General features: G+C 67.3%; 19 protein-coding genes. 10 read left to right on the top strand and 9 right to left on the bottom strand.

The window, feature by feature from the left end:
* The first annotated feature begins 194 nt into the window (after positions 1 to 194).
* The 3 genes from ACWEWT_RS34445 to ACWEWT_RS34435 all read left to right on the top strand — a co-directional run bounded on the left by ACWEWT_RS34445 (position 195) and on the right by ACWEWT_RS34435 (position 2,158).
* Complete coding sequence (locus tag ACWEWT_RS34445; protein WP_452565040.1) at positions 195 to 920, top strand: helix-turn-helix domain-containing protein; 726 nt, start codon at positions 195 to 197, stop codon at positions 918 to 920.
* 224 nt (positions 921 to 1,144) lie between these two features.
* Complete coding sequence (locus ACWEWT_RS34440) at positions 1,145 to 1,552, top strand: hypothetical protein (RefSeq protein WP_452565039.1); 408 nt, start codon at positions 1,145 to 1,147, stop codon at positions 1,550 to 1,552.
* Between the two features lie 150 nt (positions 1,553 to 1,702).
* Positions 1,703 to 2,158 (top strand): hypothetical protein, encoded by a 456-nt coding sequence (locus ACWEWT_RS34435; protein ID WP_452565038.1) that lies wholly within the window; start codon positions 1,703 to 1,705, stop codon positions 2,156 to 2,158.
* Between the two features lie 133 nt (positions 2,159 to 2,291).
* On the opposite strand, the gene ACWEWT_RS34430 is transcribed toward ACWEWT_RS34435, so the two are convergent.
* From ACWEWT_RS34430 to ACWEWT_RS34415, 4 genes are read right to left on the bottom strand one after another with little or no spacing between them, the layout of a single operon-like run.
* Positions 2,292 to 3,590, bottom strand: coding sequence for an MFS transporter (locus tag ACWEWT_RS34430; protein ID WP_452565037.1), 1,299 nt, complete (start codon positions 3,588 to 3,590; stop codon positions 2,292 to 2,294).
* A gap of 31 nt (positions 3,591 to 3,621) precedes the next feature.
* On the bottom strand, positions 3,622 to 4,830 hold the full coding sequence (locus ACWEWT_RS34425) for a CaiB/BaiF CoA transferase family protein (protein WP_452565036.1): 1,209 nt from the start codon (positions 4,828 to 4,830) through the stop codon (positions 3,622 to 3,624).
* A gap of 11 nt (positions 4,831 to 4,841) precedes the next feature.
* A complete protein-coding gene (locus tag ACWEWT_RS34420; protein ID WP_452565035.1) occupies positions 4,842 to 6,302 on the bottom strand; it encodes a dihydroorotase in 1,461 nt (486 codons plus the stop codon).
* Positions 6,303 to 6,342: 40 nt separating this feature from the next.
* On the bottom strand, positions 6,343 to 7,710 hold the full coding sequence (locus ACWEWT_RS34415; RefSeq protein WP_452565034.1) for an FAD-dependent oxidoreductase: 1,368 nt from the start codon (positions 7,708 to 7,710) through the stop codon (positions 6,343 to 6,345).
* Positions 7,711 to 7,967: 257 nt separating this feature from the next.
* On the opposite strand from ACWEWT_RS34415, the gene ACWEWT_RS34410 reads away from it, so the two are divergent.
* From ACWEWT_RS34410 to ACWEWT_RS34395, 4 genes are all read left to right on the top strand, one after another.
* On the top strand, positions 7,968 to 8,762 hold the full coding sequence (locus ACWEWT_RS34410; protein ID WP_452565033.1) for an IclR family transcriptional regulator: 795 nt from the start codon (positions 7,968 to 7,970) through the stop codon (positions 8,760 to 8,762).
* The gene (locus ACWEWT_RS34405) at positions 8,759 to 9,601 is read left to right on the top strand and encodes an HpcH/HpaI aldolase/citrate lyase family protein (protein WP_452565032.1); all 843 of its coding nucleotides are present in this window, start codon (positions 8,759 to 8,761) and stop codon (positions 9,599 to 9,601) included. The genes ACWEWT_RS34410 and ACWEWT_RS34405 overlap by 4 nt, the downstream gene beginning before the upstream one ends.
* The gene (locus tag ACWEWT_RS34400) at positions 9,598 to 10,437 is read left to right on the top strand and encodes a cyclase family protein (RefSeq protein WP_452565031.1); all 840 of its coding nucleotides are present in this window, start codon (positions 9,598 to 9,600) and stop codon (positions 10,435 to 10,437) included. Before ACWEWT_RS34405 ends, ACWEWT_RS34400 begins: the two co-directional genes overlap by 4 nt.
* A 71-nt stretch (positions 10,438 to 10,508) precedes the next feature.
* Positions 10,509 to 11,930, top strand: a complete 1,422-nt coding sequence (locus tag ACWEWT_RS34395) for an MmgE/PrpD family protein (protein WP_452565030.1) — start codon at positions 10,509 to 10,511, stop codon at positions 11,928 to 11,930.
* Between the two features lie 315 nt (positions 11,931 to 12,245).
* Here ACWEWT_RS34395 and ACWEWT_RS34390 read toward each other — a convergent pair whose 3' ends face one another.
* Positions 12,246 to 13,073 carry an alpha/beta fold hydrolase gene (locus ACWEWT_RS34390; RefSeq protein ID WP_452565029.1) on the bottom strand — a complete coding sequence of 276 codons (828 nt, stop codon included), beginning with the start codon at positions 13,071 to 13,073 and terminating at the stop codon, positions 12,246 to 12,248.
* Between the two features lie 250 nt (positions 13,074 to 13,323).
* On the opposite strand from ACWEWT_RS34390, the gene ACWEWT_RS34385 reads away from it, so the two are divergent.
* Entirely contained in the window at positions 13,324 to 14,118 is a 795-nt protein-coding gene (locus tag ACWEWT_RS34385; protein WP_452565028.1) for an LLM class F420-dependent oxidoreductase, read from the top strand.
* 106 nt (positions 14,119 to 14,224) lie between these two features.
* On the opposite strand, the gene ACWEWT_RS34380 is transcribed toward ACWEWT_RS34385, so the two are convergent.
* Positions 14,225 to 14,875 (bottom strand): ammonium transporter, encoded by a 651-nt coding sequence (locus ACWEWT_RS34380; protein ID WP_452565027.1) that lies wholly within the window; start codon positions 14,873 to 14,875, stop codon positions 14,225 to 14,227.
* A 380-nt stretch (positions 14,876 to 15,255) separates the two neighbouring features.
* On the opposite strand from ACWEWT_RS34380, the gene ACWEWT_RS34375 reads away from it, so the two are divergent.
* On the top strand, positions 15,256 to 15,552 hold the full coding sequence (locus tag ACWEWT_RS34375; RefSeq protein WP_452565026.1) for a hypothetical protein: 297 nt from the start codon (positions 15,256 to 15,258) through the stop codon (positions 15,550 to 15,552).
* A gap of 64 nt (positions 15,553 to 15,616) precedes the next feature.
* Here ACWEWT_RS34375 and ACWEWT_RS34370 read toward each other — a convergent pair whose 3' ends face one another.
* Both ACWEWT_RS34370 and ACWEWT_RS34365 read right to left on the bottom strand, forming a co-directional pair.
* Positions 15,617 to 16,237, bottom strand: a complete 621-nt coding sequence (locus ACWEWT_RS34370) for a hypothetical protein (protein ID WP_452565025.1) — start codon at positions 16,235 to 16,237, stop codon at positions 15,617 to 15,619.
* A 215-nt stretch (positions 16,238 to 16,452) separates the two neighbouring features.
* Entirely contained in the window at positions 16,453 to 17,154 is a 702-nt protein-coding gene (locus ACWEWT_RS34365; RefSeq protein ID WP_452565024.1) for an SDR family oxidoreductase, read from the bottom strand.
* 232 nt (positions 17,155 to 17,386) lie between these two features.
* On the opposite strand from ACWEWT_RS34365, the gene ggh reads away from it, so the two are divergent.
* Positions 17,387 to 18,724, top strand: coding sequence for a glucosylglycerate hydrolase (gene ggh, locus ACWEWT_RS34360; RefSeq protein ID WP_452565023.1), 1,338 nt, complete (start codon positions 17,387 to 17,389; stop codon positions 18,722 to 18,724).
* Between the two features lie 9 nt (positions 18,725 to 18,733).
* Here ggh and ACWEWT_RS34355 read toward each other — a convergent pair whose 3' ends face one another.
* A complete protein-coding gene (locus ACWEWT_RS34355) occupies positions 18,734 to 19,153 on the bottom strand; it encodes an SdpI family protein (RefSeq protein WP_452565022.1) in 420 nt (139 codons plus the stop codon).
* Between the last annotated feature and the right edge of the window lie 168 nt (positions 19,154 to 19,321).

Raw genomic sequence — 19,321 nt, 5'->3', positions numbered from 1 at the left:
CACCCGGCCGCAACGGCAGGGTCAACGGCGATCCGGAATGATCCAGGTCACATTCGGGGAAGTGGTTCGCGTGGTTTTCGGGCGGGAACTCCAGCCCCGGCGCGCGAGCGCTTGACTGTGCCGTGGCGGCACGGTTCAGGGTGGTATCGCGTCGGCGCATTCGCGGCGGCGGAACCGTAGCGGAGGAGTCGGTCATGACGTGGAGTACCCGTCAGCTCGCGGAACTCGCCGGCACGAGCGTGCGGGCGGTCCGCCACTATCACGATATCGGTCTGCTGGACGAGCCCGAACGCGCGTCCAACGGGTACAAGCGCTACGGAGTGGCGCATCTGCTGCGGGTGCTCCGGATCAAACGACTCGCCGACCTCGGGATACCGCTTTCGCAGATCGCCGCGATGGGTGACGCGGAGGATTTCCCCCGGGACGCGTTGCGGACCCTGGACGCCGAACTGGCCTCGACCATCGAACGCCTTCAGCGCATCCGGGTGGAACTCGCCCTGATCCTGCGCCAGGGCACACCCACCGATCTCCCGTCGGATATCGGGCCGGCCGCCGCCGTGTTCACCGACGCCGACCGCGATTTCACCCTCATCCTCACCCGCGTTCTGGGGCCGTCCGGGCTGAGTGCACTGCGGGGCCTGCTGAGCGAGCAGCGGGATGTGCCGGCGATGACGGAGTTCGATCATCTGTCCGCCGAGGCCGACGAGTCCACCCGTGCCGGCCTGGCCGAACGGCTGGCCCCGTATGTGGGTGAGGTGACTGCCGAATACCCCGAAATCCAGGCTCCGGCCGACGATTCGCCGGTGGGTGCGAAACGAGCGGCGGAAACGGTGGGCAAAGCCCTGCGGGATCTCTACAACCCGGCCCAGCTCGATGTGCTGGTCCGGGTCAACCGGATCCTGTTCGGATCGGGCGAATAGCGCCGGCGGGCCCGATGCTCCCGGGCCGGATGTCGTATCAGCGGAGGTGTCAGCGCGCTGTCAGTCCGGCGTCAGGTGTGGTCGCGACAGTATTCACATGAGCAACGCAGTGAGCCTCTCGGCCACGGCGGCCGGCTCTGAACGATCGGATGCCCGGGTAGAGGCCCGGCTCCTTTCGACCGTTCGTCCATCCGCACCATCGCGGCTTCGAAGGAGCACACATCATGTCCATCACGCTTACCGACCAGGACAAAGCCACCGTCCGGACCGCCGCCTACGGCGCCGTATCCCTGATGTCGGCCGCCGACGCGTCCGGCTCGCCGCACAAGGCCGCCACTCAGGGTTCCCTCGCCCTGTGGACGGCGACCGGCCCGATCGGGCATGTGCTCGCCGCGAAATCCAAGGATATCGAGCTGAAGGGCCGGACCGTCGCCCAGCTCGCCGACCGGGTGCTGCCGGCCCTGACCGCGGCGATGAGCTTGCTGAAGGAACAGGACTCGGCGGAAGCCGTCAACTTCCGCGACACTGTGTTGGTGGCCGTCGAGGCTGCCGGCCGGCCCGGCAAGGGTGCGCCGAGCCCGACTCTGGTCGAGATGACCCGCAAGATCACCGCGGCTCTCGACGCGGCGTGAGCGGAGGAATCCGGCCGGGACCGTCCGGCCGGATCTCCCCGCCGCGTCGGCTGGGAATCCGCCCGCTTGCTACGGCTCACCGCTCGAGTACGTGGTATCCAGCACGAGGGATGGCTCGTCCGATACGGTGAGCGCGGCGGCGGTGACTATATGAACAGCAGAGAAAAGACGATCACTGTCGATGGCAGATGGCGAGACGATGACCTGGGAACGGTAGCAGTTCTCGCACACGAGACCAGGCATGCCGACCCGCGTGCGTATCAGGGTGCGGACGTATCACCCGAAGGAAAGACTCGAGAAGACTGGGTGAAACTGAAGGTGATGGAACAGTTACGCCGAGAGGGGGATGCCGTCCTGGCGGAAGCCGAAGTGCGGCGGGAGATATTGGACGACGTTGGACCGGAAATATCGGTTCCACGCAAGTATGTCGATATCTACGAAAAATTTCGCCGGGGGGATTTGTCGCCCGATTCTGCTCGTGACGCCGCTGCGGAATTGTATGGAGACGAGATCATGAGCTCGAGCAAAGTTCCCTACCGGGAATCGTACGAACGGATGTACAGGCAACTATGGGACGAGGAATTCGGCAACAACAGCACCGAATAGCGGTGTTCGCGACGACGTATTCGCGCGGAGCCGGCGGCCCGCGTCCACGGTCCGTACACGCGAAACGCACCGTGCAACCCCCTCTTCGGGTTGCACGGTGCGTCTCAGCGGCAACGGATGATTCCGGTGGTCGCTAGCTCGTGGTGGTGAGCTCGCCTTCGGGTCCCTCCGGACGGGCCGGCGCCGGACGCTCCGGTTCCTTGGTGAAGAACAGCATCGCCGCCGCGCCGATCAGACACAGCACCGTCATGACGATGAAACCGCCGTCGTAGGTACCGGTCTCGGAGACGATGAAGCCCATCACCGACGGGGCCACGATCCCGGAGAGAGCGAAGCACGCGTCGGCGAAACCGGCGGCCGTACCCGGCTGGGTCGGTGCGGCGTCGATCGAGGCCACCCACCAGATCCCGCCGGTGATGAAACCGAAGCCGACGCCCGCCGAGATGCAGATCAGGGCGATGGTGAGGTTGCCGGGGAAGAACAGGATCGGGGCGATCGAGGCACCGGCGAGCAGTAGCGCCACACCGATGATGAGGAATCGCGACCGGATGCTCTCGGTGCGCTTGTACACGCGGTCCACCAGGATGCCGCCGGCCAGCGCGCCGACCACACCGGCCGCCCAGGGTGCCACCGAGAAACCGCCGACCTCCTTGATGGAGAGCCCGAATTCGTGTTCCAGGTACTGGGGGAGCCAGTACATGAACGCCCAGAACATGAATCCCCAGGCGAAGTAGCCGAGTCCGACGAGCCACAGATTGCGGTTGCGCAGGATCTCGCCCCAGTCGACCTTCTCCTCCTGGCCGCTGTCCTCGCCCTCGGCCTGGCCGGCGCGAATGTAGCGCAGTTCCTTGTCCGAGACGAACGACGCCTCGCTCGGCGAGTTCTTCAGGAACGGGTAGGCCACGACCACCCAGACCAGTCCGGCGACCGCGAGCACGAAGAACATGCCCTTCCAGCTGACCAGCGCGATCAGCTGGGTGAGAATCGGTCCGCCGATCAGCAGGCTGCCGGAGACGGCGACGCCGCCGATGAGGGCGAGCGCCTTACCGCGTTCGTGTGCCGGCAGCCACCGGCTGGCGATCCGGGTCGCCGCCGGGAAGCAGGGTGCTTCACCGGCTCCGAGGAGGATCCGCAGCAGGATCAGGCCGATGAACCCGCCCGCGAACGGGGTCAGCGCGGTGGCCGCGGCCCAGATGAACATCCCCACGATGAGGACACGGCGCGAACCGTAGCGGTCGACCAGCGGCCCCGAGAGCAGGGCGAAAAGCATATAGCCGATCGAGAATGCGGAACTGATGAGGCCGTACTGCCCGGTCGTGATACCGAACTCGTCCCGCAGATGACTGGCTGCGAACGAGATGGCGCTGCGATCGACATAATTCACCACCACCAGGCCCAAGATGATGGCGATTGTCCACCAACGCGATTTCATAGCGAACTCCTCGAAAAAAACTGCCGCGGGGTCAGATGACCCCGCGTGCCCGCAGGTCGTCGATGGCCTCGGGACTGCGCCCGAGTCGGGTGAGGACCTTGTCGGTGTCGGCACCGGCGGCTCGGCCGGTGTGCCGGATCGCCCCGGGCGATCGGGTCATGCGCCACATCACGTTCTGCATGCGCATGGGGCCGAGCTCGCTGTCCTCTACGGTGGTGACCATGTCGGTGGCGACGACCTGCGGATCGGTGAGCAGGTCGCTCGGACGGTAGACCGGCGCGACAGCCGCGCCGGCTTCTTCGAAAACACTCGTGACCTCGTCACGAGTTCGTTCGGCGATCCAGTCGCCGACGTATGTGTCGAGCAGGTCCGCGTGCTCGGCGCGGGTGCGCCCGGTCGCGAACCACGGCTCGTCGATCACCTCGGGATGACCGACCAGCCGCAGCACTCGTTCGGCGATCGCCTGGGCGCTGGTGGAGATCGCCACCCAGTGGTCGTCCTTGGTGCGGTACAGGTTGCGGGGCGCGTTGTTCTGCGACCGGTTACCGGTCCGCTGCTGGTCGATCCCGAGCTGATCGGCGTAGATCACCCCGGGGCCGACCGCGGTCATGATCGGGGTGAGCAGGTCGAGATCGACCTCCTGCCCGGTACCGCCGTTGCGTTCGCGTTCGAACAGCGCCATCGAGACGGCCGAGGAACCGGCGACACCGGCGATGGAATCGGCGAGACCGAACGCGGGCAGGGTGGGTGGCCCGTCGGGCTGCCCGGTCAGATGGGCGAAACCGCTCATCGATTCGACCAGCGTCCCGAACGCGGGACGTTTGGCGTAGGGACCGTGCTGTCCGAAACCGGTGACGCGCAACATGATCAGGCCCGGGTTACGGGTGGTCAGTTCCGCGTAGGACAGGCCCCAGCGTTCGAAGGTGCCCGGCCGGAAGTTCTCGATCACCACATCCGCCTCGGCGGCCAGATCCCGGAAGATCTGCTGTCCGTCGGGAGTGCTGAGGTTCAGGGTGACCGTCTGCTTGTTGCGGGCGACCATCTTCCACCACAGCGGAATTCCGTCCTTCTCGAGGCCGTGACCCCGCATCCCGTCCGGTTTCTGTGGGTGTTCGATCTTGATGACCTCCGCGCCGAAATCGCCGAGGATCTGCGCGGTCAGTGGTCCGGCCAGGATGGTGGAGGCATCCAGAACCTTGATCCCGTGTAGCGGACCGGTCGGCGGCTGCTCGTCGTTCAACTAGAGGCTCCTCAGTACGGACGCGAGATGTAGCGGCCCTCGGGCTCGCCGGTGACGACGCCGTCGGCCAGTACCCGGTTACCGCGTACGAAGGTGTCGGTGACCGCGGCGGTCAGTTCGAAGCCCTCGAACGGCGTGTACTCCTGGGTGGATTCGGATTCCGCGGCGTGCACGGTCCAGGTGCGGTTCGGGTCGACGATCGCGATATCGGCGTCGACGCCCTCGGCCAGGCGGCCCTTACCGGGCAGGCCGTAGCGGTCGGCCGGGTTGGATGCGACGAGCTGGGCGATACGGCGCAGCGACAGACCCCGCTTACGGCCCTCGGTGACCAGGCCGGGCAGCAGGTACTCGGTGCCGCCGAAACCGGATTTGGCGGCGAACACATCGTCGCGGTCCTCGCCGAACTTCACCTCGTCCTTGCAGCAGGCGTGGTCGGAGACGACCCAGTCGATATTCCCGGCCAGCAGGTGCTCCCACAGTGCCTCGACGTCCTCGCGGGGGCGGATCGGCGGATTCACCTTGGCGCCCAGCCCGTTCGCGTTGTCGATATCGGTGAGCAGGTGTCCGATGGTGACCTCGCGGCGGAAGTTCACGTGCGGGAACGCCTCGGCCATCTTCATGGCGGCCTTCAGCGCCTTGGCCGAACTCAGGTGCAGCAGGTTGATATTCGGCAGGCCGGTCTCGTCGGCCAGGAAGGACGCGATGGTCACGGCCAGGCCCTCGGAATGCTGCGGGCGCGACGCGCTGTAGGCGGCGAGGCCGCTGAGCGTGCCCTCCTGTTCGACGATCTTGGTGTAGGCGCTCATGATCTCGGCGGTCTCGCAGTGCAGCGACAGCGAGATGTGCTCGGCGAGTTCCGGGAACTGCTCACGGGCTTTCTGCACCCCGCGCATGACGAACTCGAAATGCGCGATGTCATAGCGCTCGTCCTCGGGGATCATGAGGAAATCGCTCTGCGAGGTGGACCGGCCGTGCAGGCCGTGGCTGCCGTAGAACATGAAGATCTTGAACGAGGTCACGCCCTGATCCGAGGCCAGAGCGGGGATCTCGCCGATATGTTCCTTGGACATCGGCGCCAGGTGGAACGCGTAGTCGATATAACTGCGCCCGGCGGAGGCGTCGAGGACCTCCGGGAAGAAATCGGCGTAGGAGCCGCCCTTGTTCAGGTAGTACTGGCCGGTCCGCATATAGGTCAGCGCGGTGGTGACACCGCCCTGCGCGCTCGCCCGGGATTCGGTCTGCGTGTCCTCGGCCAGCGGGTTGTAGATACCCCAGTGCTGGTGCGCGTCCACGACGCCGGGGAAGATCAGCTTGCCGGTGGCGTCGACGATCTCGGCATCCGCGGACTCCAGGTTCGCGCCGATGGCGGCGATCTTGCCGTCGACGATCAGGACATCCGCGGACTCGCCCTCCTCGGGGGCCGAGTTGTCGGTGCGCACGACGGTGCCGTTCTTGATCAGGTACGAGGTCATTTCTTCTCCTGGCGAAATATCCGAAATAGGGAATCTGTGGTCAGACGGTGGCCGGGCTCGTCACGTGCTCGGCGGCGAGGTAGGCCAGTCCGAGCGCGGTGATGAGGCCGTTACCGGCGAGGTAGCCGCCGGCGCCGTGACCGGAGATACCGATGGCGGCGCCGCCCGCGGCGTAGAGGCCGGGTACCGGCGAACCACCGGCAAGTACCCGCGCGTGTTCGTCGACGACCAGCCCGCCCTGGGTGTGGAACAGGGCGGGAGTGACGGCGATGGCGATATAGGGCGCGGCGAGCGGATGCCGCTCGTCGGTGCGACCCTGCCGGTCCGCTTCCGCGCCCACTGCGGCACGCCGGGCGGCCCCGAGTTCGTCGTCCAGCGTCGCGGCCGGTACGCCGATCCGTTCGGCCAGCTCGGTGGCGGTCGCGGCGCGGACCAGCGATCCGCTCTCGGCGACCGTGCGGAAATCGTCGAACACCGAGCACAGGGCTTCGATGTGCTCGTCGATGACGATCCAGCCGGTACCGCCCGGTTGTGCGGCGAGGATGGCCGCGAACTCCGAGTATCCGGTGGTCTCGGGTGCGAACCGGCGGCCCTCGCTGTTCACGATGACGCCGCCGTGGACGACGGTGGCCCAGCCGATCAGGGTCTGGCTGCGCGCGGAGAGGGCGGCGTGCCCCTGGTAGGCGTCCAGGTAGCCGGTATCGGCGCCCAGGCCCTGTCCGATCCGCAGTGCGTCGCCCCGGCTGAACTGGCCGCCGTGATAGTGGGCGTCGGCGATCTCCGGGATCCAGCGGCGGACCAGCGCGCTGTCGGCGCCGAACCCGTTGGTCGCGAGCAGCACGGCGGGGGTGGTCAGCTGTTCGGCGTTCCCGTCCGGGGTGGCGATCTCGACCCCGGTGACGCGGCCGCCGGTGGTGTGTACCTCGCGCAGGCTCATCGGGGCGATGAGTTCGATCCCGGGGTGGGCCCGGACGCGTTCGACGAGGTGGCGCAGCAGCCGGGAACCGTGCCGGCCGGGGATGGTGTGGCAGCGGTCGGCGCTGTGGCCGGGGTAGCGGAAGTCGGTGACCAGTTCGAGGTCGAGTTCCTGGGTATCGGCCAGCCAGGTGACCAGCCGCCCGCTCGACTCGGCCAGGGCACGGGCCAGGCGGTGATCGGCCGTACCGCCGGTTTTGCGGTCGATATCGGCGAGGAACCGGTCCGGGCTGTCCTCGACACCCGCGGCCTGCTGCCAGCGGGTACCGGCGGCCGGGATCATCGCGGTGCACATCGAGGTGTTGTTACCGCGCTGGAAGTACTCGTCGGCGTCGACCACGAGCACATTCGCGCCGCGTTCGGCGGCGCGCAGCGCGGCGACGAGCCCGCCGCCCGCACCGGCGACGACGAGATCGAAATCCGGACCGTCCACGCTTCCTCCTATCGTGTTCCGCTTAGCGGAACGCAAGAATGTGGTCCCCTGCACTATGCACGTTTGACAATCCGGACACAAGTGCCTGTAGAAAGGATTAACGCCGCAGAAACTCGAGCAAGATCAGGTAGAGCGGTCTGGACAATCGTTTCGCTTAGCGGTACAACTTTGTTCAGTTGTTCGTTCAGATGTACGACGGTCGCGTCGGTAGCGTCGCTGTCGCAACAACGAAAAGACCCCGCAGAAACGGAGCCACGATGGAGTCCTCCAGTGGAGGCACCACGTCTGCCGCACGAGCAGCGGATGTGCTGCTCGAGTTCGGCCGCCGGTCGAGCGCCCTCGGCGTCTCGGAGATCGCCCGCTCGACCGGTATGTCGAAGGCGGTCGCCCACCGCATCCTGACCACCTTCGTCGAATGCGGTCTGCTGCTCTACGAGCCCTCGACCCGCCGGTACCTGCTCGGACCGGCGGCGGCGACGCTGGGCGCACGCGCACTGGACGTGTCCCCGCTGCGGCGGATGGCCCGCGAGGCCCTGGTCGACCTGCAGCGCGCCACCGGCGAGACGGCGACCGTCACCGGGCGGTTGCCCGGGGGTCGCGTCTACCTCGATCAGGTCGAGAGTACCCAGGAAATCAAGATGACCGTCGAGCTGGGTCGCCGGTTCGACCTGCACAGCGGCTCGTCGGGCCGCATCATCCTGGCCTACCTGTCCGAGGCGGAACAGGACGATCTGCTGTCGCGGCCACTGCCCCGGCTGACCTCCACCACGATCGTCGACCCGGAATCGCTGCGCGAAACGCTGCGCGCGGCGCGTGAGCGCGGAGTGTGCCGGTCGACCGGTGAACGTCAGGAGGGCGCGGGGTCCGTCGCGGCACCGGTCTTCGGTGCCGACGGCGCGGTGATCGGGTCGGTCTCGGTCTGCGGGCCGAGCTACCGGATGACCGAGGAAGCCTGCGACCGTCACGAGAACGCGCTGGTCGAAGCGGCGCAACGGGTTTCGCGCGCGCTGGGCTACCGGGCTCCGGAGCCTGTCGGGGCGGAGGCGAAATGACACCGCGCAGCTGGCTCTACGTACCCGGACATCGCGACGACCGGATCGGCAAGGCGATCGACAGCGCCGCCGATGCCGTGGTGATCGACCTCGAGGACGCCGTACCGGTCCACGCCAAGGATCGTGCGCTGACCAATGCTCTCGCGGCGTTGCGCGCCGCACCGGCGCAGCGGCGGATCTGGTTGCGGCTCAACGCTCTCGGATCGAGCTGGCTGGACACCGAACTCACCGAACTCGCCGCCACACCGTCGCCACCCGCGGGGGTGCGGCTGCCGAAGGCCGAGGACCCGGTAGCCGTCGCGGCCACCACCGACCGGCTCACCTGCCAGGTGCACGCCATCATCGAATCGGCGGCGGGCCTGCTCGCGGCGCCCGCGATCGCGAAATGCCATCCGCGGGTCACCGGAATCGCGCTGGGAGAGGCGGATCTGGCCGCTGATATGCGCACCGAAGCCGAGGGCCTGGCCTGGGCACGCGGCTGGATCGTCACCGCGGCACGTGCCGCGGGGCTGTCCTCGCCGGTGCAGAGCGTCTGGACCGCGGTCGACGACCCGGCCGGTCTGGCCGAATCGTCGCGCGCGGGCCGCGGCCAGGGTTTCTTCGGGCGCTCCGTCATCCATCCCAATCAGATCGGCATCGTCAACCAGGCCTATACACCGTCGCCGGAGGAACAGGGCCGAGCCCGGCGGATCGTGGAATGCGCGGCCGCGTCGCAGGCGGCGGGTGAATCAGCGGTTCTCGACGAGAACGGCAGATTCATCGATCCCGCGGTCGTCGCGAACGCCCGCGTGGTGCTCGACCGGGCCGAGGCCACCGCAGTACGAGGAGTAACAGCATGACCGAACAGACCGTGACCACCGCACCCGATCCGCTGCTGAGCGCGGTGCTGAGCAGTGAGGTCGACACCGTCGAGCTCGGGCATCCGTACACCACCGGGATGCCCTGTTCACCCAACCACCCCGGGTTCCGGATGACCCTCATCCGCCGGCACGGCGATATGGTCCGTCCGGACGGTGGGTCGGCGTCCAACGAGATCATCGTGACCGGTGGGCACGTGGGCACCCATGTCGATGCCCTCTCCCATGTCAGCCACTGCGGCAAACTGCACGGCGATATCGACGCCGAGGAAGCGCAGCGGGGCGGGCGATTCTCCGAACTGGGCGCGGAGACCATTCCTTTCATGCTGCGGCGCGGTCTGCTCCTGGATGTGCCGCGGGTGCGCGGTGTCGACGCTCTCGAAGCGGGCCAAGCGGTCACCGAACAGGATCTGCGCGATGCCGCCGACGCCGCCGGGGTGACGCCGCGGCGCGGGGACGTCGTACTCATCCGCACCGGCTGGGCTCGGCATTTCGACAACGCTCAGCGCTACCTCGGACAGCAGGACGGGGTACCCGGCGCCGATGTGGGTGCGGCGCAGTGGCTCGCCGCGGCCGGGATCGTGGCCGCGGGCGCGGATACGACCGCCTTCGAACATATTCCGCCGGGTAAGGGGCACAGTGTGCTGCCGGTGCACCGGGTGCTGCTGGTGGAGAACGGGATCCACATCATCGAACACCTGAACCTCGAGGATGCGAGCGCACGCGGTCTCACCGAATTCACCTTCGTGATGGCGCCGCTGCGTATCACCGGCGGTACCGGTTCGCCGGTCCGCCCCGTCGCGGTGGTGCCGGCATGAGCGAATCAGGCCCGGAGGCGGTGGCGAAGCGTGACCACGCAGGGCCTTCGCTCGTGCCCGGAGGACACAGCATGACCACCCGCCACGATCTCACCGGTACCGTCGTCGGCCGGCTCGCGGCCCTCGCCGAGCACACCCGCGCCACCGGGCTTCCCGCCGAACTCCGCAAGGATGTGGCCCGGCGCGTACTGGACGTGCTCGGCAACTCCCTGGCCGCGCAGGGGCAGCCTTCGGCGCAGGCGGTCACGGCCGTGGCCCGGGGCTGGGCCGGAGCGGCCGCCGCCACCGGGATCGGCACCGGCGAGCGTTTCCCCGCGGCCACCGCCGCGCTGGTGAACGGCACTCTCGCGCATTCGATGGACTCCGACGACACCCACCTGCCGTCGGTACTGCACCCCTCGGCCTCGGCCGTCCCCGCTGCCCTCGCGGTCGGCGAGGCCACCGGTGCCACGGGCGCCGCGGTTCTCGACGCGGCGGGTGTGGGTATCGAGATCGCGGTACGCCTCGGGATGGGCGGCTACGACGAAGAGCTGGGTAATTCCGAATTCTTCGAACGGGGTCAGCACGCGACCTCCATCTGCGGTGCCGTCGGATCGGCCGCCGCGGCGGCGATGCTGTACGGGCTCGACGCCGAGGGTATCGCCGACGCGATGGGTATCGCCGCCAGTTTCGGTGCCGGGCTGCTGGAGGCCAATCGCACCGGTGGGACGGTCAAACGGGCGCATTGCGGCTGGGCCGCGCATTCGGGCGTCACCGCCGCGGAATTCGCCCGGCACGGACTGACCGGGCCGCCCACGGTGATCGAAGGCCGGTTCGGATTTCTGCACGCATTCTGTGGAGACCGGGCCGATACGGCCAAGGTCGTCGATCGGCTCGGCGAGCACTGGGAGCTGCCGGGGATCTTCTTCAAGCCCTATCCGTGCAACCACTTCACCCACGCCGGTATCGATGCCGCCCGCGCGATGCGCGGCGGTGGGCTCGATCCGGATCAGATCGTGGAGATAGATCTCGGGGTACCGAAACCGGTACTGCGCACCATCGCCGAACCTCACGCTGCCAAGGCGGCTCCGGAATCCGGCTATCACGCGGCCTTCTCGGGTCCCTTCACGGTGGCGCGGGCACTGCTCGGCGGTTCCGGGCTGGGGCTGGGGCACGCGGACTTCACCGACGAAGCCGCTCGCGACCCACGCACGCTCGCACTGGCCGCGCTCGTGGTCAGCCACAGCGACGACCGGTGCGACGAGATCTACCCGCACCAGTTCCCGGCCGTGCTGCGGGTGCGGACCCGCGACGGGCAATGGCACGAGGCGCGCGTCGACCACAATCGCGGCGGTCCGGCCAACCCGCTCTCCGATGACGAACTCACGCTCAAGTTCGATCTGAACGTGGAAGGACGGTTGTCCCCGGTGCAGGCGGGAACGGTGGCCGAACGGGCTCTCGGACTCCCCACGGCCGGATCCCTGGACAATCTCATGTCACTCGTCCGAGGCTGACCACCCGCCCCGGAACCCCCCGCCCGGGCCCGGCCGCAGTCGCGAACCGGCCTTTTCCGGACCCGGGCGGAAAGCGGAAGAGCCCCGCGGAATCCACGAGATCCGCGGGGCTCTTCGGTTCCGCCGGGACACACCGCCGGGCATCCTCGAAAACCCCGTCCGGAATGCCGGGGGTGCGGCAGGGGCGGCGTTTCAGTCGATCAAAAACTCGCTGACCTGCTTGAACAGTGGAATCGCGCCCGCTGCGCGGCCTGCGTGCGGCACAAGGACCGCGTTCCGGGTGAGTCGTGGAACGCGGTCCGTGCGCCGGTGGAGTCAGCGGTCGAGGAACTCCAGCAGGTCGGCGTTGAACCTCTCCTTGTCGCCCGGCACCAGCGCGATACCGTGCGAACCGCCTTCGTACACTTTCAATGTCGAATCCTGCACGATCTCGGCGGTTTTCCGGCCGGTGGCATCGATCGGGACCACCTGATCGTCGTCGCCGTGCACGATCAGGGTGGGAACGTCGAATTTCCGCAGGTCCTCGGTGAAATCGGTATAGGCGAAGGCATCGACGCATTTCACCCCCGCCTGGATGCTCTCGTGCATTGCCATGAACCAGAACGCGTCGCGATTTCCCTGAGTTACCTTGTTGCCCGGGCGATTCGCGCTGAAGAATCCTTCGGAGGTGTCCTTCCAGAATTGCGAGCGTTCGTTGAGGATTCCGGATTTGATCTCTTCGAAAACCTTGTCCGGCACACCTTCCGGATTGCTGTCGTTCTTGATCATCAGAGGCGGGATCGCCGAGAGCAGCACCGCCGAATGCACCCGTCCGGTACCGTGCCGGCCGATGTACCGGGCGAGCTCGCCGCCACCCATACTGTGCGCCACCAGCGTCGCGTCCCGGATATCGAGCCCGGTCAGCAGATCGGCGAGATCGTCGGCGAAAGTATCGAAATCGTAACCGTTCCACGGCTGATCCGAACGCCCGTGACCGCGCCGGTCGTGCGCGATACCGCGGTAGCCGTTATCGGCCACGCATTTCATCTGATCGTCCCAGGCGTCGGCGTTCAGCGGCCAGCCGTGGATGAAGACAACCGGCCGGCCGCTTCCCCAGTCCTTGTAATAGATGTTCACATCGTCGCGAGTCGTGCACACAGGCATGGGCGGAGCCTCCTTCTGTGCGGATCGCCGACCGGGAGCCGGTCGTGACAACGAGTCGCGGTCGAAATGCTACCGAGGGAAAAGGGGCGGAAAAGGGGAGTATCCATCTGTTACGAAATCCATGCCGGAACGGAATTCGCGCCGGTACCGACCGGTGGCAAGCAGGTGGCCGGTTTCCGCCGGGCCGGGGGCGGCGTACCCCGGTAGCCTCGAATCCGGGAGATCACCCGACGACGAGGAGTCAATGAAGATGAGCCGACCGGTTCGGATCGGAGTCCAACTCCAGCCCCAGCACGCACCCGAGTACGGACTCATCCGCGATGCCGTGTTGCGGGCCGAGGACGCGGGTGTGGACATCGTGTTCAACTGGGATCACTTCTATCCGCTGTACGGAGATCCCGACGGCGCGCATTTCGAATGCTGGACGATGCTCGGCGCCTTCGCCGAGCAGACCGAGCGGGTGCAGATCGGTGCCCTGGTCACCGGTGGCGGCTACCGCAACCCGGATCTGCTCGCCGATATGGCCCGCACGGTCGACCAGATCAGCGGCGGCCGTCTCATCCTGGGGATCGGTTCGGGCTGGTTCGAACGCGACTACGACGAATACGGGTACGACTTCGGTACGGCGGGTGGGCGCCTGAATCTGCTCAAGGAGTACCTGCCGCGGATAACCGGCCGGTTGGCGAAACTCAACCCACAGCCGGTGCGGCCTATCCCGGTGCTGATCGGCGGCGGCGGTGAGAAGAAGACGCTGCGGCTGGTGGCCGAATATGCCGATATCTGGCACAGCTTCGGCGAGCTCGACGTTTTCACTCATAAGAGCCAGGTGCTCGAAGAGCACTGTGCACGGGTGGATACCGAACCGGAGAAGATCGAGCGTTCGGTCGCCTGGCCGGGTGTGGAGTCGGCCCCGGACTACCTGAAGGCCGGTGCCACTCTGTTCACCGTGGGTATCAACGGCCCGGACTACGACCTGACCCAGGTACGCGAGGCGATCGCCTGGCGCGACGAGATCAACCCGGAGCCGGTCAGCGGTATCGCCTGACCGTTCCGGACAGCGCGGGGCCCGGTCTGCGATGGCAGACCGGGCCCGTTGCGTATATCCCACCGACCGGGTCACCGACCCGTGTCACCGATCCGTGGCGTCGCTGTCAGTTCGCCGACTGAACCTGCGGGCGCTCGGCCCATCTGGTGCTACCGGGCGCTGCCGTCAGAGTGTTGACCAGATCGACGCCCGCGACGATCAGTGCCGGTCCGCCGACGACGAGGGTGCCGATGATGCCGCCGATCGTCGCGCCGGTGATCACCCCGGCCGGGATTCCGACGCCGGTCGGCAGAGTGGCGACGAGCCCGATGGCCGCGCCGAGCGCGGTACCGATGAAGCCGCCGATGGCGGTGGCGATACCGAACTGTGAGGCGAAGTTGTTCTGTGCCGAGTAGTTCTCCTGGGGTGAGGCGACCGGCTGCGCCGCGGGCCGGGCCGCGGCGACATCCTTGACCGCGGTCAACTCCAGCACCCGGCCGTCGTCGCGTACCGCGTGCGGGAGCGGGTATTCGGTGGCCCCTTCGCGAATCGCCAGTGGCAGCGAGACGACGGTGGCGCCGGAGGTGTCCACGATCTCGACGGTTTCACCCTCGATATCGAAGGTGCCGTTGGTGAGAGTGGTGACCACCTTGTTGCCGATGAGCTCGGCACGGTAGCCGATTTCGGGGGTCGCGGGTTCTGCGTGCACGACCGCGGCGCCTACGGTGGTGGTGGCGAGCAGCGGCACTACGGCCGCAACGATCTTGCGGATCATCATGAGGTCTCGTGTCCGATCTTCATCACGGATTGCCAGTGGGATTACCAGCCAGAAATGACGCGCAGCTATGGCCGCCGGGCATAAAGGCTGTCGCCCGGCGGTTTCGAACTACACCGACGTTACGCGGTTGGTACCCGAAAGACACGCAAATAGCGTAAAAAATTCCCGAATGGCGTTTAAAGATCGGATGATTCGGGTATATCTCACAGTTTGCCACAGTGGGGGAGTGATGGGGGTCCGCCGGGCGAACCGCCGTGCTGTCGAGGGTCGGCGCATACGTAGCTACCTGCATTGATGCGCACTTGGTAATGTATTCGAGTGCGTAGTTCCAGGTGACCGTTTTCGAAGAAAGCAACCGCGTCGAGGAAAGAGGAGCACCGATGACAACGGCACACGATCAGCATACCGAGCATTCTCATGTGCACGGGCCGGACTGCGGTCATGTCGCGGTCCCGCACGGTGATCACGTCGACTATGTCCACGACGGACATCTGCACCGCGCGCACGAGGGGCACTTCGACGAATGCGAAACCCACAGCCACACCGAACACGCGTCCCACGATCATGTGCACGGCGAGGGTTGCGGTCATGTCGCGGTTCCGCACGGTGATCATGTGGACTACATCCACGACGGGCACCGGCACGCCGCCCACGACGGCCACTACGACGAACACTGACCACAGCCGGACGATAACGACGACCTGCGTGGCGGCGGATACGGCGTATCCGCCGCCACGGGTGTCAGAGCTGCCGGACGACAGCGCCCTCTTCGTCGAGCATCGCGATCGACGGCGTCCCGTCCGTCCCCACCTGTAGCCGGATCCGCGGGCGGCCCTGCTGATCACACAGCATCAGGGCCGCGCCGTGCTCGGTATCGGTGGCCAGTACCACCCCGGTGGGATGAACTGCCTGCTCGAGCGGAGTGGTCGGATCACCCATATGCCGCATGGACAAAGTGGTCCCGCCCACCTTGCCCTCCCACTGTGCTCGCAGGTGGACGGCATCGCCGTTGGGAAAGTCGAGGGCGATCTGGGCGGCCTCGCTGGAGGCGATGATGCCGCCCTTCTCGTCGCCGTTCTCATCGTTGAAGATCAGATAGGTGGCGTCCGGACCCTGCCGCTCGTGCGCGGGAAAAGTTCGGCCACCGAACACGATCGGCGGTTTCGTCGATTCGAACAGGAACCGCTGTCGGCCGCGGCGGTCGACCACGGCGAACGATCCCTCGGCCGTCGACGACTCCTCGTCGTCGCGCAGTTTTCCCGCCGCGACCCCCGCTGCCACACCGGCACCCGCGACGGCCACGGCGGAAGCCGCGATGATCTTCCGGCGATTCGGTGCGGTACTCTTCTCCCCTGATTCCATCGGTCGATGGTATTGGTGCGCAGATGGTTTCGCACTCGGGTATTCGGCCGCCGGCAGGCGCGCCGCGCCCGCAGTAGAGCTGCTCGGGCCGGGGCCCGGTCACGACAGGTCGTAGACCCGCCACGGCCCGCCGTACCGCCAGGCGGCGACACGGTGCGCGTGATCGGCGGTCCAGGACCGTACGACGAGCCGCTCCGGCCACGATCGAGCCGTGCTCATCTGGGACGCAGCACGATTTCGGTCGGATGCGCGTCGGCAGGGGTTTCGATCGCGGTACGGATCACGCGAGCCACCGTTTCCGGGCGCAGGAACTGATCCGGATCGTAGGCCCGGCCCTCGTCGGCGACGATCGCGCGCTGCATATCCGTATCGATGCGGCCGGGATGGATCGAGGTCACCCGTAGCGCGGGTTCCTCCAGGCGCAGTGCGTCACCGAACGCCCGCAGACCGAATTTGCTGGCCGCGTAGGAGGCCCAGCCGGCGTTGGCGCGCAGCCCCGCACCGGAATTGATCAGTACGACATGGCCGTTCGCGGCGCGCAGTGCCGGCAACAGCAGCCGGGTGAGTTCGGCGACGGCGATCAGGTTGGCCTCGAGCGTATCGCGCCACTGTCGCACCGAGGATTCGGCGATCGTGCCCAGATCGGCGATACCGGCATTGTGTACCAGTACATCCAGCCGTTCGATCGGTCGCACGGCCGCCGCCACCGCGTCGTAATCGGTGAGCTCCACCGGCCACCCGGCGGCATCGGGCAGTTCGGCCAGGATCGGTTCCAGACCTGCCGCGGTACGCGCCCCCAACAGCAGGTGATGGTCACCGGCGAGTTCGCGTGCGACGGCCGCGCCGAGCCCGCGCCCACCGCCGGTGATCAGTGCGACCGGCCGTTCCCGGCGTGCGCTCTCGGCTTCCTGCTGCATATCGCCCACTCCTCGTATCGGACCCGGCTCCTGTGCCACCGAGCGGTCGGCGGCACGCCGGATAGTGCGTACCACACCGCACCGCGGTCACCCTCGCGATGCGTGGGTTCGGCAAGTTCGTGTAGCGCGCGCGAAATACAGCGCACACCGGAGTGAAACCGTGACTGGGTAGATATTGCGTTCATACGCACCGATGCTGCGTACCCCCGGCCCCGACCAGCAAGATATAGAGATGGCGCACCCAGGTTTCACTCCCACGCAGCTCGCCGCCCGAGCGGCCTACCTGCTGCGCGGCAACGATTTGGGCACCATGACCAGCGCCGCGCCGCGGTTGTATCCGCATATGTGGAGCTGGGACGCGGCCTTCGTCGCGGTCGGGCTGGCTCCGCTGAGTGTGGAACGCGCGGTGATCGAGCTCGACACCCTGCTCTCGGCGCAGTGGAAGAACGGCATGATCCCCCATATCGTCTTCGCCAACGGGGTGGACGGGTACTTCCCCGGACCGGCCCGCTGGGAATGCCGGCTGCTGGCCGCCAACGCGCCGGACGGCCCGGACACCTCCGGGATCACCCAGCCGCCGGTGCACGCCATCGCCGTGCAGCGGATCCTGGACCATTCGCGCCGCCACGGCCGCAGCACTCGCGCGGTGGCCGAGGAGTTCCTCAACCGGCGCTGGGCCGATCTGGTGCGCTGGCATCGCTGGCTGGCCCACGCCCGCGACCCACTGGGCAGCGGTCGCATCACGCTGTACCACGGATGGGAATCCGGGATGGACAACTCCCCGCGCTGGGACCGCGCCTACGGGAATGTGGTGCCGGGCGATCTGCCCCCGTACCGGCGTGAGGATGTTCTCGTCGTCGCCGACCCCACCCAGCGGCCCACCGACCGCGAATACGACCGCTATCTGTGGCTGGTGGAACAGATGCGCCGTGCCCACTACGACGACGACGCGTTGAGTTCGTCGATGGATTTCGCGGTCGAGGATGTCTTCGTGACCGCCATCTTCGCCCTGGCCTGTGAGGTACTCGGACAGATCGGTGAGGAGTATCACCAGGCCAAATCCGATATCCGCGAACTCTTCGGCTGGGCCGACCGGTTCCGCGCCGGAGTGATCGCCACCACCGATGCCCGCACCGGCGCGGCCCGCGACTACGACACCCGCCTGGAACGCTGGATCACCACCGAGACCCTGGCCATGTTCGCGCCCCTCATCTGTGGCGGTCTGCCCCGGGCCACCGAACGCAATCTGCTGCGGCTCTTCGAGGGCCCGCGCTTCTGCGGCCATCCGGATCTGCGCTACGCGCTACCACCGTCCACCTCGCCGGTATCGAAGGATTTCCGGCCGCGCGAATACTGGCGGGGACCGGTGTGGCCGGTGATGAGCTGGTTGTTCTCCTGGGTGTTCGCCCATCGCGGCTGGGCGGAACGCTCGTTCATGTTGCGCGCCGAGGCGCTGCGGCAGGCCAGCGACGGCAGTTTCGCCGAGTACTACGAACCTTTCACCGGGGAACCGCTGGGGAGTATGCAGCAGTCCTGGACGGCCGCCTCGGTACTGGACTGGCTGGGCTGAACCGTGTGATCAGGCCGGCTGCGAGGCCGCGGGTTCGCAGGTGCTCTTGAGCGAGCAACCTCCGCAGGAGCCACCACAGCCACCGGTCTCCGGCGGGGGCGCGATCGCCTCGGCGGCCCGTGCACCGGCGTTGGCACCCGCGCCCAGCGTGAACAGTGCGATCACCAGCACCACCGCCGTCACCACGACGGCGATGAGCCCACCGGCGGCCAGCACCACCAGCGCACCCGCGGCCAGCAAGGCACCGGCGACGATCGAGGTGGGCGCGGCGACCCGGTTGGCAGTGCGGAACGCGGTCTCGTCACGGAGCGCGGCCTCGGTGTGCACGCCGACGTAGCGGTTGCCGGGAAGACGGCCGATGAGGCCGAGCACACCAGTCGTCAGGGCCACCAGGGCCAGGACGAACAGGAGAATTGCGACAACGAACACCCGATGAGAATAGCTGTGTTTATCTGCCTCGCCTGCGGCGGGGCTCTGTTCATGGCGCCGCCTCCGGCGTCGCGGGCGGGGCCCTATCAACCCCGGTTCTTCACTCCGCCGCTCAGTCGCTGCGCTCCTTCGCTCTGTCGCTCCAGAACCGGGGCGGGCCCCGCCTTT

This window comes from Nocardia sp. NPDC003963 (assembly GCF_053605105.1).
This window is presented reverse-complemented; position numbering and strand designations above follow the sequence as displayed.

What these genes read in the sequence shown, in the direction of transcription:
- ACWEWT_RS34365 (WP_452565024.1), bottom strand. Translation starts at nt 17,154, where the DNA reads ATGCAGCAGGAAGCCGAGAGCGCACGCCGGGAACGGCCGGTCGCACTG.
- ACWEWT_RS34440 (WP_452565039.1), top strand. Translation starts at nt 1,145, where the DNA reads ATGTCCATCACGCTTACCGACCAGGACAAAGCCACCGTCCGGACCGCC.
- ACWEWT_RS34430 (WP_452565037.1), bottom strand. Translation starts at nt 3,590, where the DNA reads ATGAAATCGCGTTGGTGGACAATCGCCATCATCTTGGGCCTGGTGGTG.
- ACWEWT_RS34390 (WP_452565029.1), bottom strand. Translation starts at nt 13,073, where the DNA reads ATGCCTGTGTGCACGACTCGCGACGATGTGAACATCTATTACAAGGAC.
- ggh (WP_452565023.1), top strand. Translation starts at nt 17,387, where the DNA reads ATGGCGCACCCAGGTTTCACTCCCACGCAGCTCGCCGCCCGAGCGGCC.
- ACWEWT_RS34410 (WP_452565033.1), top strand. Translation starts at nt 7,968, where the DNA reads ATGGAGTCCTCCAGTGGAGGCACCACGTCTGCCGCACGAGCAGCGGAT.
- ACWEWT_RS34405 (WP_452565032.1), top strand. Translation starts at nt 8,759, where the DNA reads ATGACACCGCGCAGCTGGCTCTACGTACCCGGACATCGCGACGACCGG.
- ACWEWT_RS34400 (WP_452565031.1), top strand. Translation starts at nt 9,598, where the DNA reads ATGACCGAACAGACCGTGACCACCGCACCCGATCCGCTGCTGAGCGCG.
- ACWEWT_RS34375 (WP_452565026.1), top strand. Translation starts at nt 15,256, where the DNA reads ATGACAACGGCACACGATCAGCATACCGAGCATTCTCATGTGCACGGG.
- ACWEWT_RS34370 (WP_452565025.1), bottom strand. Translation starts at nt 16,237, where the DNA reads ATGGAATCAGGGGAGAAGAGTACCGCACCGAATCGCCGGAAGATCATC.
- ACWEWT_RS34445 (WP_452565040.1), top strand. Translation starts at nt 195, where the DNA reads ATGACGTGGAGTACCCGTCAGCTCGCGGAACTCGCCGGCACGAGCGTG.
- ACWEWT_RS34435 (WP_452565038.1), top strand. Translation starts at nt 1,703, where the DNA reads ATGAACAGCAGAGAAAAGACGATCACTGTCGATGGCAGATGGCGAGAC.
- ACWEWT_RS34385 (WP_452565028.1), top strand. Translation starts at nt 13,324, where the DNA reads ATGAGCCGACCGGTTCGGATCGGAGTCCAACTCCAGCCCCAGCACGCA.
- ACWEWT_RS34380 (WP_452565027.1), bottom strand. Translation starts at nt 14,875, where the DNA reads ATGATGATCCGCAAGATCGTTGCGGCCGTAGTGCCGCTGCTCGCCACC.
- ACWEWT_RS34395 (WP_452565030.1), top strand. Translation starts at nt 10,509, where the DNA reads ATGACCACCCGCCACGATCTCACCGGTACCGTCGTCGGCCGGCTCGCG.
- ACWEWT_RS34420 (WP_452565035.1), bottom strand. Translation starts at nt 6,302, where the DNA reads ATGACCTCGTACCTGATCAAGAACGGCACCGTCGTGCGCACCGACAAC.